The following is a 12385-nucleotide window of genomic DNA, read 5'->3' on the forward strand; positions in this document are numbered from 1 at the left end:
ATGGCATAATGTCGGTATCCGTATCCCAACCCGACGCGCTGCTTCCAATATCGTCTGCGAAGCGTCAGCCTCCACACGCTTCCCGTCTATTATTACTGTTGTCATGTATCCTCCTGCATTTTATAACTATCGCACAAATAATTTGTAAAAGAATAGGTTTCGCATTAACGTACAAAAAGTCTGAATCGCCTGCAAAATTACGCGTTAAAATTTACTATGCCACACATTTAAAAAAGCATAAAGCAATACTACTATATTTTAAAAATCATAAGGATTTGATTATACAAAAATGCACCTTTTTATTTCAATTTTAAAAACAATAAACAAATTAAAAAAGGTTTGTTTTAGATAAGAGAGGTATTTATAATTCATCTTGAAATCCTTTAATATTAAATTATTTACAAATATTATCCTGAAAACAAATTATGGAGACATGCCATTAAACACATTCATGACTTAGATTATTACCATTCATCAGAAGGGAATACGCACAAGCATACCTATAGACTTCACGAGCGAAAAAAGCTTATCATGGCAAGCGCTATCACGGGGGCCATATTTATTGTTGAAGTAATTGGCGGGATTATCACAAACAGCCTTGCCTTGCTTAGTGATGCAGGGCATATGCTCACCCATTTATTTGCATTATTGATTAGTCTGTTTGCCATAATGTTTGCGTCAAAACCGCCTACGCAAAGAAAGACCTACGGTTTTTACCGTTTAGAAATACTGGCAGCATTGCTTAACGGCATCATACTCCTCCTCATCACCGTCTGGATATTTTACGAAGCATACCATCGGTTTCTAGCCCCGGAAACAATATCGAGCGGCAAAATGTTTTTCCTGGCTATTATAGGACTGTTTGCAAATATAAGCTGTGTTTATATTCTTAAGTCAGACGAACATGGGCACAGTCTTAACGTCAAATCGGCTTTTTTGCATATGCTTGGAGATACCATTTCATCCGTTGGCGTAATAATCGGCGCAGTTATTATTTATTATGCAAACTGGTATATTGTCGATCCCATCATTAGTATAATGCTATGCATCCTCATCCTGATATGGTCATATAAGTTAATAATGGAATCGATTGATATTCTGCTTGAAGCAACGCCAAAGGATATTAATGTCGGGGAGGTAATTTCACGGTTAGAACAAATCCCCGGTGTTGAAGGAGCGCATGATATTCATATTTGGACAATTACTTCCGGCATGTATGCAATGAGCGTACATATAGACACGAAGGATATGCCAATCAGCAAAACTGCCGCAATTTCAAGGGAAATTAACCGTATTTTAGTTGAGAAATTCAGGATAGGACATACTGTGATACAGTATGGCTGCGAATGCAACAATAACAATGGTGAAATCCGAAATGCTAAATACGAAACAAATTCTAATGACAAAATGATTTGAAATTCTAAACAAATGCCTTTTTCGTATCTCGCATTTCGGGCTTCATAATTGTTGTATGTTTTGGATTTGTTTTGAATTTTATGCTTTGTTATTCGGATTTGTTTCGTATTTCGTATTTCGTACTTCGAATTTCGTATTTTTTATATCTTGCTTGTTTGGTTCTGGCTATGCCAGCTTAGGTATTTTTTAAAACAACCCGTGCCGGGCTTCCATCGCCGTCCTTTATTTTTAACGGCAATGCCATTAATTCATACCTTCCCGGCTCAACAGTTGATAAATCCAGGCCTTCGAGGATAATGACGCCGTTTCGCAAAAGAATATGATGCGTTTCTGCCTGTTGGCTTTCAAATTTTTCAACGGAAAGATAATCGACTCCAACAAGTCTTATTCCCTTGTCTACTAAGTACTGCGCCGCATCTTTTGTTAAGTAAACGAAATCTTTTTTAAAGACGGAAAGTTTCCAGTAGGATGAGTTGACTGTTTTAAAAAGAACCCTTTTTACATTGTCAAATCGCAATTGCTTTATATCACTTAAGCCGATATTTTCTTTGTTTTTAAACTCAAATACCGTTGCTTCGCCTATAAGATTTTCAAGGGCAAGCTGATCAATTGTCCTGCCGTTTTCCAGAAAATGGCTGGGAGCGTCAATATGAGTGCCGCAATGCGAACCTATTTTTAACTCAGAAAGATTACAAAAATCTCCCCGGGAAATCAGGCTTGTTCCCGTAATCGATACCGCAGGATCGGATGGCCAGGTAATCATGGCATTTGATATGGGTAAGGTTACATCATAAAAAGTCATTATTATTTTGCGGGCAAGATAGCCTCAACAATTAATGCGAAGCAAGAGTTGCGGCAAATCTTAGCATTTCATTGGTATGAATGTCTGATGTAAGGAAATAGGTCGTATCATTTTCCATCCAAATAACTGTATTAAATCCACGCCGGTTAGTGATGTAAAAGTCTCTGGAGCCAAAACTAATACGTTCCAGTTTTGCTATTGGGAAATGCATGTTGCGAATAATTTGAAGTGATAGTTTATTCCCCTCGTGGTTAAACACAATACACGGACTGCTTGTACCATAATGATTTACAGGCATGTCATTTACAACGCGCACCTGTTCTATATTTAACGGATTTAATGACTTGCGTATCTGGGTATTAATGTTTTGGCTTAAATATCTGCTGGCGTTCCCAACAACAGATGTTCTTTCATTAAAGACTAAATTCTCATTCAGCACTTTAACATGATTGGTAACTGCGTCATCGACAATAGAAACCGAGTCTGCCTGCCGATTGTTCGTCAGATAGAATATTCCGCCTGCAATCATTAATAATAGAGAAGCCGCTATCGCAAGAGTATGGGGTGAAAATAGTATTTTTAATCGTTTTCGTCCGGGGAGGGCTGTGCGGGAAACCAATTCATGGTCAATGGAATCAAGATTTGCTATAATTCTGCTGTGTAAATGGCGCGGGGCGGTTACATTTTTACAATAAGATTTTATCAATAAACGGGCTTGTTTTTCAAATTCATATAGTTGATTACAAGGAATGCAGTGTTCTAAATGCTTTTGCAGTTTGGGATAAAGACCGGCCTTCAACTCACCGTCCATAAATTCATAGAGATATTTATTAAAATCGATACAAGACATCATTTCTCCCTCTTAACAAAGCCTCTTTCTTTCGCATAGTTCCACAAATTTTTTCTGAGCAAACTTCTTGCGCGATTAATCCTTGATTTCACTGTTCCAATGGGAACATTTATAATTTCCGCGATATCTTTATACGTTAATTCTTCAATATCAGAATATATTATTGCCTCACGATATTCGATGGGCAAACTATCTATCGCATTCTTTATGTCATCTCCCAGTATATCATCGAGGCTCTCTACCTTGCTTTTCAATGTATCAATTGATTCCTTTGTATCTGGTTCATTATTGTTTGTTGATACATACGAATTTACTAATTCAATATCTTCATAAAGCACTTCACTTGGGGAACTGATAGCCTTTCTGTATTTATTTATAAATGTATTCCTTAGGATTTTAAAAAGCCATGCTTTAACATTTGTCCCCTTTTGAAATGTGTTAAAAAAACGATATGCCTTCAGGTATGTTTCCTGAACGAGATCTTCCGCATCTTCTTTGTTCGTTGACATACGCACTGCCATATTATAAAGGGAATCTACGTGCGGCATTGCAAGTTCTTCGAATTCTTTTCTTGTATCGTTTCCCTTCATTTTTTCTCAAAACATCCTTACAAACAATTAAGTACTGGATAATGTTCCCAACGAAGTGCATATTCTGCAATTTTAAATTCAGATTTTTAAAAAATATGCGACCGGCAAAAAAGGTGGTTCTTTGATAGCACCAGGTAGGAAGGTTTATTTTTAACTTCTCAATAAGCAGAGGGAAACAACCCTCTTTATTAATGGAAAATACTGTAACAGTCGGCAATCGGCAATTTACAGTCGGCAAATTGCAGATTGTGGACTGTGGACTGTGGACGGTGGAAGGTAGAAATTATTATAAAAACCTCAACTTATTGAAAAGCTACGTCTGTTTTTGTTGTTTCAATTGTATTGATAGGTTAAAGGCTCCACCGCAATGCCGTGTGAGTTTTTTTGTGACCCGTATTTTACGGTGGTATTCCCAATGATAGCTTTGTATTTTTCTCACTGGAGACTATATACGCCACTAACAAAGACGGGGTCCCAAATTATTGTTATAGGTCTTAAAAATTATACCTCGATCCACGTACATGGCAGAGCCCTTAAAAGTAAACTCATGTTAGCAATAAATATATTTTCTGGCAAGCGAAAAAAAGTTTTGCAAGTAACAGTTTTTTTAAAAATGGAGTACTTTTGCCTGAAAACAATCATAGCTTTCTGTTTTCGGATGTTCATTTGATTCTCTTGACAGAAATGTTGCTTGCGTTTAATATTGCATGCATGAAATTCGGAGCCAGTTATTTTGCTAACAGAATAGTGCGTCATGTAAAAACAGATATGGAAAAGATGGCAGACGATGGGTGTACCTTCGTTGTTCACACCATGAGCGAACACGACGTCACGTACCATTCCGGAAACATGTCTGATATCGTCAAAGCAAGCCATGACGCCGGACTTGAGGTATTCCTCGATCCATGGGGCATAGGCCGTGTTTTTGGCGGAGAGTCTTTTTCCGCCTTTGTCAAGGCATACCCGCATTGCAGACAAAAGCTAAACTTCACGGAAGGCGATATGATGATATACAAGGCCTGTTTGAACGCAAAAACCTTCAGGGATTACATGACAAATTGGATTGAATTGGCGGCAAAAACAGGCGCAGACGGGGTTTTTTGGGATGAACCGCACCTTTTCTTCGGGGAATTTACCCACCTTTTCGGGGGCAGAAAAAAAGACGTGTGGGGCTGTTTATGCAACACGTGCCGCGACCTGTTCAAACAGAAATACGGCTATGAAATGCCACTGGAATTTACCGATGAGGTAAAGGCATTTCGCCAATCCACTATTGTCGATTTTCTGGAATGCCTGGCAAACAATGCTTCTCAAAAAGGACTCAGGAATTCCGTGTGTTTGTTCCCGACGACTGACCCACGATACGGCATATACGAATGGGAAAAGGTTGCAATGATTAAAAGTATGGATATCTTCGGCAGCGATCCTTACTGGTATGCCTATAAAAAAGATGTTGCGGAATTTGTAAGAGAGATTTCATCAGCAGTTCTCTCTCTCTCATTAAAATACAAAAAAGAACCTCAAATATGGATACAGGGGTATAGAGTTCCTGCCAACAGGGAAGAAGAAATAATGACGGCGGTTGACGTTGCATACAATACCGGGATTCGCAATATCGCCACATGGAGTTTTGAAGGCACAGATTGCATGACGTACGTGCGGTCTGACCGTCCTGAGATAGTTTGGCAAAATGTACGCAACGCCTATTTAAAATACAGAAAGAAACACCCCTAAGCTGGCATAAGCAGAACCAAACAAGCACGAAAGGAAAACCACAGATTACACAGATTAAAAAAAATTATAAGAACACTGAGCACCATGTCCCTACAAAAGGACGAATAACCAATAACCAAAAATTATGCATAACCGGATAGAAACAATCGCCCAACAATCGTTACAGAACAATGAGATCAGCCATGAAGACGCCCATTACCTGTCGCAGGTAGGAAACGATGAAGTGTATGATCTTTTTTATTGGGCAAACAGAATTCGCCAGAAATATTTCGGGCAAACAGTAAAGGCATGCTCTATTGTAAGCGCCAAACAGGGGAAGTGTACAGAAGACTGCTCCTTTTGTTCCCAGTCCTCATATCACCCTACGGCAATTGAAAAATATAATCTCATTGAAGAAAATAAGATAGTCGCTGCCGCACTGTACGCGGAACATACCGGCGCCAACTCACTTGGCATCGTTACCAGCGGATATAGTATTGACAATGAAAATGAATTTGACCGTGTGTGCCACGCAATAAGTACCATCTCCCGCGATGCACACATACATCCACACGGCTCGTTCGGCGTATTAACAAGAGAAATGGCGGATGCTCTGGCTAAGAGCGGTTTAAAGAGAATAAATCACAATTTGGAAACCTCCGAACGATTTTTCCGCAACATTTGCACCACACATACCTACGCCGACCGTTTAAACACAATATACGCATCAAAACAAGCCGGACTCGAAATTTGCTGCGGTGCAATATTTGGTATTGGCGAAGAAACGGAGGATCGTATTCATCTTGCGTTTACTTTGAAAAAATTAGACGTCGATTCCGTGCCTCTCAATTTTCTACATCCTATACCCGGCACTCCGATGGAAAACCGCTCCGTTCTGACGCCTATGGAAATATTAAAAATTATCTCTCTCTTCCGGTTTGTTTTGCCTGATAAAGAAATCAAAATCGCCGGCGGCAGGGGAAAGAATCTGAGAAGCCTGCAATCATGGATGTTTTACGCCGGGGCAAACAGCACAATGATTGGAAATTATTTAACGACAAAAGGTAAACCCGGTGAGGAAGACCTGCAAATGATAAAAGACCTGGGGTTAGAATTGGAAAGAACTTCTAATGACAAAATGATTTGAAATTCAAAGCAAGCCTCATGGTGTGTTCAAGTTTGCAAACTTGAACACACCTGAAAATCTGTGTAATCTGTGGTTCCCCTTTCGTAATTTTGCGTGAGTATTGAGGACATCGGATTTCACTATAATCGGATTCCACCATTAAATATTTTGCCAAAGAAAGTGTTACCGGAGAACAAAAGGTGTTTATATTATGACTATGGAATTTATTTCCGGCATATTAGAGGAATTAAAAGACCGCTCCCTGCTGCGTGATTATACGACTATTGAAAGCGCTCAGGAACCAACTATACAGATAAATGGAAAACACTATCTCTCTTTCTGCTCAAATAATTATCTGGGACTTGCCAACCATCCCATAGTAAAACAGGCAGCCATAGAGGCTATACGACAGTATGGCTGCGGAACAGGAGCGTCACGGCTGGTATCCGGCACTATGCCCTTGCACACAGAACTGGAAAAGAACATTGCCCAATTCAAAAAAACAGAGGCCGCACTGCTTTTCCCCACGGGCTATATGGCGAATCTCGGCGCAATATGTACACTTGTCTCGAAAGAAGACATTGTTATCGGCGATAAGCTGAACCATGCAAGTATTATTGACGGATGCCGCTATTCCGGCGCAACGTTCCGTGTTTATCCCCACAAAGACATAAATAAACTGGAGTCATTGCTGCAGAGATCTTCATCGTACCGCAGAAAACTGGTAGTAACAGACAGTGTATTCAGTATGGATGGCGATACTGCCCCCTTAGTGGAAATTGCCAGCGCCGCAAAAAAGTACGATGCGCTGCTCATGGTGGATGACGCCCATGCTACCGGGGTATTCGGGGAAAACGGCAGAGGATTGATTGAACATTACGGACTGGAAGGACAGGTGGAAATCATCATGGGATCATTAAGCAAGGCTATTGGCAGTGTCGGCGGATTTATCGCCGGCAGTCAGCAGCTCATTGATTTCTTAAAAAACAAGGCACGGCATTTTATTTACACCACCGCCCTGCCGCCGGCCGTATGCGCAGCGTCACTGGCCGGACTGTGCTTAATCCGGAAAGATTTATCCCTAATGAATAACTTGTGGGAAAATATCCGTTATCTCAACGCCCGTTTGTCTCATTTTACCCCTGCCATTACCAGCGAAAGCCCTATCTTCCCCTTTGTTGCCGGGTCAGCCAAAGACGCACTGTCTCTTTCACTGAAACTATTTAAAAACGGGATTCTGGTTCCCGCAATCAGACCGCCCACCGTTCCCGAAGGAACCTGCCGTTTGCGTGTCTCACTTATGGCAAATCATAAAATACACCATCTTGACAGATTAATTGGAGTATTGTGTAACATTGGATTTTTGAAGGAACATTCTTCACGATAAGGAGTGACTCTTCCATGCACAGACCTACATGGGCGGAGATTGACCTTTCCGCCCTGAGACATAATCTGCAGGAAATAAGAAGGCGCATCGGGGCAAACGTAAAAATCCTTGGCGTTGTAAAGGCAAATGCGTACGGTCATGGTGATTATGAAGTTGGTGCGCTATTGGTAAAAGATGGCGTTGAAATGCTCGGCATCGCCCTTCTCGAAGAAGGCGTCCACCTTAGGGAAAAAGGAATCACTTCTCCGTTACTCCTCTTTGGCGGTTTCTTTGAAGAACAAATTAATGCAATTATTCACTACAACCTCACGCCAACCGTTTACGATCTGACACTTGCCGAAAAACTTGCACATCATGCACATTCTGCTGGAAAAACCGTTAATGTCCACGTTTATATCGATACGGGAATGGGCGGCACGGGAGTGAGCTATGACACCGCTTTCGAATGCATAAAACATCTGACCGGAATGAACGGTCTCATTATCGAAGGGGTTTACACACACTGTTCTTCGGCGGACGATAATGATTCCACCCATACGGAACGGCAAATAAGAAAATTCAAGGACATCATTGCGAAATTTGATACGGCTGGGATAATAATTCCGCTGAGACATATGGCAAATACCGGATCAATATTGCGTTACAATGACTCGTATTTTACCATGGCAAGGCCTGGCCTTTCGCTCTACGGTTTACACGCATCAGATAAAGAATCACGCAACCTGCCTGTTAAACCTGTCATGAGTTTAAAAACAAGGATTATACATATCAAAACAATGGAACCGGGAGAGACTTTGGGCTATGGCGGATCATATAAAATCACCCGGACTACCCGTGTAGCTACGCTGCCTTTCGGTTACGATGACGGATACAACCGGTTATTATCAAATCAGGGAAGGGTTATTGTACGGGGGAATAAGGTTTCTGTTATCGGAAGGATTTGTATGGATCAATGTTTTATTGACGTAACCACGATAAAAAACGTATCAGTTGGAGACGAAGTCGTGATCTATGGCAGACAGGGAAAAGAAACTATTTCAATAGAATCTGTCGCAGAGCAGCGAAAAACCATTCCCTATGAAATAACATGCAATGTGAGTTACCGGGTACCAAGGATATATATTGACGAGAATGGTTAGATCGGAATTTTCCCTTCTTTTCCCATTAATATTCGATACTCCAATCAGGGTCATACCTTGCATGACAGCTTGGGCATATCAGGATAATCCCGGTTTTCTTCTTTTCTCTCCTTATAAATGACATATGAAAACCATCCTCGTATCCACACTGAGGACAACGGTGCAATTCTTCTTCTATCCTGATGGGAATCGGCTCTTTCTTCATATCAACAATACCTTATTTCATTTCAAACAATGTAACTGCATACGTAATTTTTGTGCCGTCACGGTCTATATTAACAGTACACGAATCCCCAAACTGTTTTGTTTGAAGATAGTGTACCAATTCAGCAACAGTATTCAGCACCTTGCCGTCAACCGCCAAGATAACATCGCCTGCCATAAGTCCTGCCTTCTCCGCAGGACTGCCTTCACTTAATTTTTGTATAATTAATTTCTTATCATCCCTGTTTTGTATATGTACGCCAAGATATATTCTCTTTGTTTGGGATGTTGTAGTTGCTACAACCCAGATAAAATCCGCCGGCTCCAGTGGGATTGAAGAGAGAAACATGTGATGGTCCCCGCCCGGCATCCCACCGTTAAACACGGTAGGGTAGATAGTATAATACGGCAATAAAGTGCGCCTGAACACCCTGGCCGGTATGCCAAAATCGTAGATTATGTGGCCGTTCCCCACAAAAACCAACATTTTTTTATCCTTACCTTCCCATGAGGATAAATAGTCCACAATTGATTGCGCCATATACTCTTCCCACAGGCACTGCACATTATTATATTTTTCCAGATTTTCCTTCCCGTGCATATGGCCGCCGATAACTTCCTGCAAATAAATACGGTGAAAAAAACCTGTTGTATCTATTTCGGGGAGTTGTGCTTTTTCTTTCTCCGTTAAAGATTCAAGCCCCTTTTCGCTCACCATTTTAACAACTTCTTTTGGCGCATTTAACGCACGTACGCTGATCTTTTTTTCCCTTGCGAAGTCCAATATATCTTTATACAAGTAATAGTCAAATCCCCATTGTTTATCCCAGTCCGTATATTCCAGAAATTTCTTCTCGTCAATCTCTCCGGCAACCCATTGGTCCAAAAAAGGTTGATACTGTCTTGTAAACATTTCCATGCCTATGGCAAGATTTTCTCCGTATTTTTCATAACACGCCTGCAACACCTTTAACTGCGCCCTATGAGTAGCATCGACGGCATGTATTTCCCCCACGTAGATGATGCTGGCGGAATCAAAGAATTTTAATACATCAGTAAAGTTCATTATTATCCCCGTCGGCACGTGAACAATATCTTCAACTTTCACTTTTTGCGGAAAATGTTTTAATCTCGTCACCTTTTCTTCCTCAGAAAAAGCATTTAGGGTTAACGTTAAGATACAGAAAAAAAGAATACATGCTGTTTTCCCGAAATTTTTCATCAACAAGTGTTTTAAAAGACTTTTTACTACTCTAAAAAAACCGAACCCTATTGGTGTTAATTTCGGAAGCCTAAAATTGTTCACCTTTGCGGCAGACAATGATTCACCTTGAATTTCTATTCTGTTCAAATCTTGCTCTCCTATGTTATGTAATTTTGCTGTTTGTAAAATAGGCGACTGTGAGGGAGATACCCCAATAACCTCTGCAATAACGCGGTCAATGGCAATGCAATCCTTTCCACCAATTAACAACGACACGTTTTTGGGAACCCCTCCCGAAGGTCCCCGCTCTTCCATCGCCATAACAGCGTCCACAATAGTAAATGATGGTTTTACCCTATGATAGTTTGCCAATAACATTTCCGTATACCATCTGATGTCGTTGTTTGACCGGAAATGCCTCCATACCTTTCTTTTGCCACAGACACAACCATACATATTTTTAACAGCGGCGGTAAATAACAATTGTACATGCGCTTTAAGTTTTGGAATATTTATAATAGCATCAACATCTAACGCCTTTCCGGAAACCGTTAATTTAAAGGTCTTTGTCCCGCATTGCGCTTTTACCCTGCGTGCATTATCAAGCTCGATAATGTCGATTCCATGTTTTTCCGCAAATGTATCAAGCTTCAGGCGTCTGGCAATCTTTGACACTGCCCCAAAAGCAGGACTGTCTCCAATTATTGGCGTTGCTCCAAATTCTAATAGTTTACTCGCTATTCCCTCGATAACAAGCGGGTGGGTGACCGTACAATCGCCATAGTTACTTTCTTTCAAAAAGTTCGGTTTCAGGAGTACTTTTGCCCCTTTATTTATTACATTGCCAAGGCCGCCAAAAAAATCAAACGTTTGCTCAAGAGCAAAAGAAATCTTTTCCTTGTCATAGACCTCGCATCGAACAACTGAAACCTTTGTTATATTTACCATGAAATAAAGATTAGATAGTTTGAGGGGATATTTTTAACGGTTACTGTGCCGCTATTTACGGAAGAATAGGTAATAAAATACCTCATAAATTGTTAAATCTCAATAGGTTGATGTAAACGCCTCCCCAGCTCCCTTTATTAATGTGGAATACTGTACAGTCGGCAAATTGCAGATTGTGGACAGTGGAAGGTAGAAATTATTATAAAAAAAATAACTTATTGAAAAGTTACATAAATTGCTCTTATTGTGATGAATTATCGTATACTAATTCCCTATGGATTCCCATGTAGTTTATTATTTTTTGTTTACAATAATATATTATTTTATCGCTATTCTCAGGGTATTCAAGGCATTCTTCTTTTTATTCCTTTTGATAGTTTTTGAGTAACTATTCAGCGTAATATATTGAATTTTATTGATCTTCCTTCAAGAACCTTATTTGTTGTAACACTTTAGGTTTTTGAAACTGTAGGGGCGAAGCATTTGCAATAACTGGCATACATGCGTTCATGCCCAAACATGCAAATGCTTCGCCCCTATATCGTGCGGCAAAACAATGTTATTATTGGAATTTTTCAAAAAATTAAAATGTTACTATTTGTTTGACCATATTTATGGACAAGTCCCTAAGCGAAAACGTCAACATTTTTACCAACACCATCAGGATTAGTTGCTCCATTACCTGTCCGCATACTTTCAGAATCCTCGATCAGCTTTAAAATTGTAGCGCCTTCTGTTTTCATTGACTCCATGGCTTGTTTTGCCATAACCACGTTATTCGACATGCTTTGCGCAAGATTTGCCAACGTATTATTCATAATAATCTCCTTTTCACATCCTAAGTAATATCAAATTTTGACCAAACTATCTTATCGACAGCAGCTTTTATTACTAATTATAGTCTGCATACATTCCCAAAAGAAAAAGCCTCCCAACCTCTCTTTCAAGAGGTTGGGAAAGTTTTTTTCCTTTCTCTACGATATCTTAAACCGAATAAAATCCTTGA

The 12385-nt window shown here is 40.2% G+C and carries 12 protein-coding genes and 1 other RNA gene; 5 read left to right on the forward strand and 8 right to left on the reverse strand.

What is annotated here, in order from left to right; all coding sequences use genetic code 11:
* The coding region (locus ABJL82_RS07425) for a 2Fe-2S iron-sulfur cluster-binding protein (RefSeq protein ID WP_347274183.1) at positions 1–105 on the reverse strand (105 nt) is incomplete at its 3' end.
* Positions 106–447: 342 nt separating this feature from the next.
* On the opposite strand from ABJL82_RS07425, the gene ABJL82_RS07430 reads away from it, so the two are divergent.
* Complete coding sequence (locus ABJL82_RS07430; protein ID WP_347274184.1) at positions 448–1416, forward strand: cation diffusion facilitator family transporter; 969 nt, start codon at positions 448–450, stop codon at positions 1414–1416.
* 175 nt (positions 1417–1591) lie between these two features.
* Here ABJL82_RS07430 and ABJL82_RS07435 read toward each other — a convergent pair whose 3' ends face one another.
* The 4 genes from ABJL82_RS07435 to ssrS all read right to left on the reverse strand — a co-directional run bounded on the left by ABJL82_RS07435 (position 1592) and on the right by ssrS (position 4192).
* A complete protein-coding gene (locus tag ABJL82_RS07435) occupies positions 1592–2218 on the reverse strand; it encodes a cyclase family protein (RefSeq protein ID WP_347274101.1) in 627 nt (208 codons plus the stop codon).
* A gap of 31 nt (positions 2219–2249) precedes the next feature.
* On the reverse strand, positions 2250–3071 hold the full coding sequence (locus tag ABJL82_RS07440) for a hypothetical protein (protein ID WP_347274102.1): 822 nt from the start codon (positions 3069–3071) through the stop codon (positions 2250–2252).
* Positions 3068–3658, reverse strand: coding sequence for a sigma-70 family RNA polymerase sigma factor (locus ABJL82_RS07445; RefSeq protein WP_347274103.1), 591 nt, complete (start codon positions 3656–3658; stop codon positions 3068–3070). The genes ABJL82_RS07440 and ABJL82_RS07445 overlap by 4 nt, the downstream gene beginning before the upstream one ends.
* Positions 3659–4010: 352 nt before the next feature.
* Positions 4011–4192, reverse strand: a non-coding RNA gene (gene ssrS / locus ABJL82_RS07450) — 6S RNA.
* 132 nt (positions 4193–4324) lie between these two features.
* Here ssrS and ABJL82_RS07455 point away from each other — a divergent pair.
* From ABJL82_RS07455 to alr, 4 genes are all read left to right on the forward strand, one after another.
* Positions 4325–5392, forward strand: coding sequence for a hypothetical protein (locus ABJL82_RS07455; RefSeq protein WP_347274104.1), 1068 nt, complete (start codon positions 4325–4327; stop codon positions 5390–5392).
* Between the two features lie 124 nt (positions 5393–5516).
* The gene (gene bioB / locus ABJL82_RS07460) at positions 5517–6518 is read left to right on the forward strand and encodes a biotin synthase BioB (protein ID WP_347274105.1); all 1002 of its coding nucleotides are present in this window, start codon (positions 5517–5519) and stop codon (positions 6516–6518) included.
* 190 nt (positions 6519–6708) lie between these two features.
* Complete coding sequence (gene bioF / locus ABJL82_RS07465) at positions 6709–7884, forward strand: 8-amino-7-oxononanoate synthase (protein WP_347274106.1); 1176 nt, start codon at positions 6709–6711, stop codon at positions 7882–7884.
* A gap of 14 nt (positions 7885–7898) precedes the next feature.
* Positions 7899–9023 carry an alanine racemase gene (alr, locus tag ABJL82_RS07470; protein WP_347274107.1) on the forward strand — a complete coding sequence of 375 codons (1125 nt, stop codon included), beginning with the start codon at positions 7899–7901 and terminating at the stop codon, positions 9021–9023.
* Positions 9024–9048: 25 nt separating this feature from the next.
* On the opposite strand, the gene ABJL82_RS07475 is transcribed toward alr, so the two are convergent.
* From ABJL82_RS07475 to ABJL82_RS07485, 3 genes are all read right to left on the reverse strand, one after another.
* Positions 9049–9228 carry a hypothetical protein gene (locus ABJL82_RS07475; RefSeq protein WP_099326387.1) on the reverse strand — a complete coding sequence of 60 codons (180 nt, stop codon included), beginning with the start codon at positions 9226–9228 and terminating at the stop codon, positions 9049–9051.
* A gap of 12 nt (positions 9229–9240) precedes the next feature.
* Positions 9241–11379: a ChaN family lipoprotein gene (locus tag ABJL82_RS07480; RefSeq protein ID WP_347274108.1), complete on the reverse strand. Its 2139-nt coding sequence runs from the start codon at positions 11377–11379 to the stop codon at positions 9241–9243.
* Positions 11380–12005: 626 nt separating this feature from the next.
* A complete protein-coding gene (locus ABJL82_RS07485) occupies positions 12006–12197 on the reverse strand; it encodes a hypothetical protein (RefSeq protein ID WP_347274109.1) in 192 nt (63 codons plus the stop codon).
* Positions 12198–12385: the final 188 nt, after the last annotated feature.

Origin of the sequence: Candidatus Kuenenia sp. (assembly GCF_039794105.1) — a bacterium.
GTDB lineage: Bacteria > Planctomycetota > Brocadiia > Brocadiales > Brocadiaceae > Kuenenia.

Excerpts from the sequence above, each read along its gene's own strand:
- ABJL82_RS07485 (WP_347274109.1), bottom strand. The coding sequence starts at position 12,197 with ATGAATAATACGTTGGCAAATCTTGCGCAAAGCATGTCGAATAACGTG.
- ABJL82_RS07435 (WP_347274101.1), bottom strand. The coding sequence starts at position 2,218 with ATGACTTTTTATGATGTAACCTTACCCATATCAAATGCCATGATTACC.
- ABJL82_RS07475 (WP_099326387.1), bottom strand. The coding sequence starts at position 9,228 with ATGAAGAAAGAGCCGATTCCCATCAGGATAGAAGAAGAATTGCACCGT.
- alr (WP_347274107.1), top strand. The coding sequence starts at position 7,899 with ATGCACAGACCTACATGGGCGGAGATTGACCTTTCCGCCCTGAGACAT.
- ABJL82_RS07440 (WP_347274102.1), bottom strand. The coding sequence starts at position 3,071 with ATGATGTCTTGTATCGATTTTAATAAATATCTCTATGAATTTATGGAC.
- ABJL82_RS07480 (WP_347274108.1), bottom strand. The coding sequence starts at position 11,379 with ATGGTAAATATAACAAAGGTTTCAGTTGTTCGATGCGAGGTCTATGAC.
- bioF (WP_347274106.1), top strand. The coding sequence starts at position 6,709 with ATGACTATGGAATTTATTTCCGGCATATTAGAGGAATTAAAAGACCGC.
- bioB (WP_347274105.1), top strand. The coding sequence starts at position 5,517 with ATGCATAACCGGATAGAAACAATCGCCCAACAATCGTTACAGAACAAT.
- ABJL82_RS07445 (WP_347274103.1), bottom strand. The coding sequence starts at position 3,658 with ATGAAGGGAAACGATACAAGAAAAGAATTCGAAGAACTTGCAATGCCG.